At 40.7% G+C, this 2,448-nt stretch carries 2 protein-coding genes; both read left to right on the top strand.

The genetic code is table 11. The features are described from left to right. Positions 1-811: coiled-coil domain-containing protein (locus NBH16_RS23150; RefSeq protein ID WP_250789129.1), on the top strand; the 811-nt coding region annotated here is incomplete at its 5' end. Between the two features lie 472 nt (positions 812-1,283). Next, complete coding sequence (locus NBH16_RS23155; protein ID WP_008670455.1) at positions 1,284-1,874, top strand: hypothetical protein; 591 nt, start codon at positions 1,284-1,286, stop codon at positions 1,872-1,874. Positions 1,875-2,448: the final 574 nt, after the last annotated feature.

The following is a 2,448-nucleotide window of genomic DNA, read 5'->3' on the forward strand; positions in this document are numbered from 1 at the left end:
TATTGAAGCGTTTCAAATCCATATACACAAGGACGAAGGATACATGAACGCAAAGCAATGGACACCTAACCTTCACGCCCATGTAGTTTTCGATTGGACGCAGCCGAACGGGAAGAGTGTGCGTTTATCGCGTGATGACATGGCAGAACTCCAAACCATAGCATCTGAAGCACTGGGCATGGAACGTGGTGTTTCTTCTGATCGCAAACACTTATCGGCTATGCAGTACAAGACCGAATGTGCGAAAGAACAGCTTCAGGAACTATCCAACGATATATCCAGTGCGTTAGACAAGCACAAGGACGTGCAAAACCAGCTTCTTCAGCTTCAGAAAGAACTACGTTCCATTGAAACAAAGAAAAACGTCCAAAAACTCATTTCTAAGGCTTCAGAGAAGTTTTACGGCTTGATAGGGAAAACGGTTAACGATAGGGAAAAAGATGCCTTAAAAGCCAAAATAAAGGCTTTAGAGGGGGAAAATGAACAGCTATCCGATAGACTGGGAAAGGCTATACTTGAAAAAGAGCGAAACGGCACAAAGGTATTCAAAGCCGAGAACGACAAGGAGTATTATAGACAGCAAATGGACAATGCAAGGACAACCAGTAACCGACTAAGAACTGAGAACCAAGAACTAAAGACCGAAACCAAGGAATTGAAAAAAGAACTTGGTAAGATGAAAGACTTGTTCAATTCCGAACAACTGGAGGCTTTAAGGCATCATTTCCCAAACATATCAAAAGCTATGGAAGAGGGGAAAGACCTACTCAAGCAAATCACCAGAAGCAGAGGTTTCGGCATGGGTATGTAACCCCCCCCCGCCCCCAAAGGGGGAGCGACCAAACGGCAGCTTCACTCAATGGAGTGTTACGCCGTTCGGGTTCGGAAGAAATTTTGCAGGGTTCGAAAAACGGTTGTGTGCTTATTCGAAAAAAAGTTTATGGTGTGGGCGCTCGTCGGGACGGGTGGTCCCGCCCCTTGCCGCTGGGCGCTCCCCGACCGATGATTTTTTAAGTAGTTGATTATATGCCGTTTTTAGGGTATAATAAGAACTTAAGAAATAGAATAAGTTAAGTAGTTGATACTCAATATAGGGTATTTTCCATATTGGAAAATCTGATTTTCCATATTAGAAAGTCACTCTTTCCTATTAGATGTTAAAAAGGAAAATATATTTTGCTTTTTTATTGTATTAATGGAAATTTAAATATTCCTTTGTGGAAAATCAAATTATACTTTTTCACCGATATATAGAAAGTCAAATTTGCCTAAATAGAATGTTTATGGAAAATAAGAAAGTACTCAAATTAACCGATTTTCAAAAAAACGAAGAAAACCCCTTTATGAAACAAGCAATTGAAGGGATTGAAAATCACGTTGTTAAGAAATACAAAAGTAGTACGGGAAGTGATAAAAAAGCTGTAGTTGCTGTTGCTGATACAGATACAGGAGAAGTATTCAAAACCTCGTTTATCCGACAAATAGAAGTAGATGAAGAGCAATTTGCAAAACTATACCTTGCGAATTTTGCCGCTTTTTTCAATCTATCACAATCAGCTATTCGGGTTTTCGGGTATATTCTAACTTGCATGAAGCCTAAGAATGATATGATAATTTTCGATAGGCGAAAATGCTTAGAATACACCCAATACAAATCAGACAAAGCCATATACAAAGGATTGGCAGAGCTCGTACAAAGTGAAATCATAGCAAGAGGTCCAAACGAATATAATTGGTTCATTAATCCGTTGATTGTCTTTAATGGGGATAGGGTTTCATTTACAAAAACATACGTTCGGAAAAAGACTTTAGCTGCCCAAAAGAAAGAAGAAGCAGAGAAACGACAGTTATCACTTGGTTTTGATGAACTGTAACACTCCATTGAGTGAAGCTGCCGTTTGGTCGCTCCCCCTTTGGGGGCGGGGGGGGATAGATAAAGTTCCTCTATGTAAAGTTATAATGGGGGATGAAAGGCAAGGTTCGCTAACCTTACCCCGATTGTTTATGCTTCCCAGCATTCAATCTATCCCCGTTTATAGGTTTCTCTTTCACCCTACAAAGATAACCTCATGGGGGAAAAATGTCCAAGAATATGGGGTAAAAACTATCAAGTCGGTAGAAAATAAGTATCTTTGAAGTACATTTTTAGTAGAGGTACTGGTATGCCTAGACGAAGCAGATAGGCAAAAATAAAGCCGCTGGGGATGTCGGATGTCCGTCAATTAACTCCAGCGGCTTGTATTTTGGTAACTCTCCCGTATCGGTCAGCTACCGTTTGGTCAGCAACAAAGGTAGTACTTTATTGTCGCAAATCCAAATGTTTTCCCCTTTATTTGTGCATTTACAAAACATTCACTAACTTCGCACCTATGCAGTATGGTGATAGCACACTAGCACCCTAAAGGGTACGTGTGTAAGGGGACAAGCCCCCTTAACCCCCTGTCAGCC

Origin of the sequence: Parabacteroides sp. Y3-G-102 (assembly GCF_023656845.1) — a bacterium.
In the GTDB taxonomy this organism is placed as follows: domain Bacteria; phylum Bacteroidota; class Bacteroidia; order Bacteroidales; family Tannerellaceae; genus Parabacteroides; species Parabacteroides distasonis.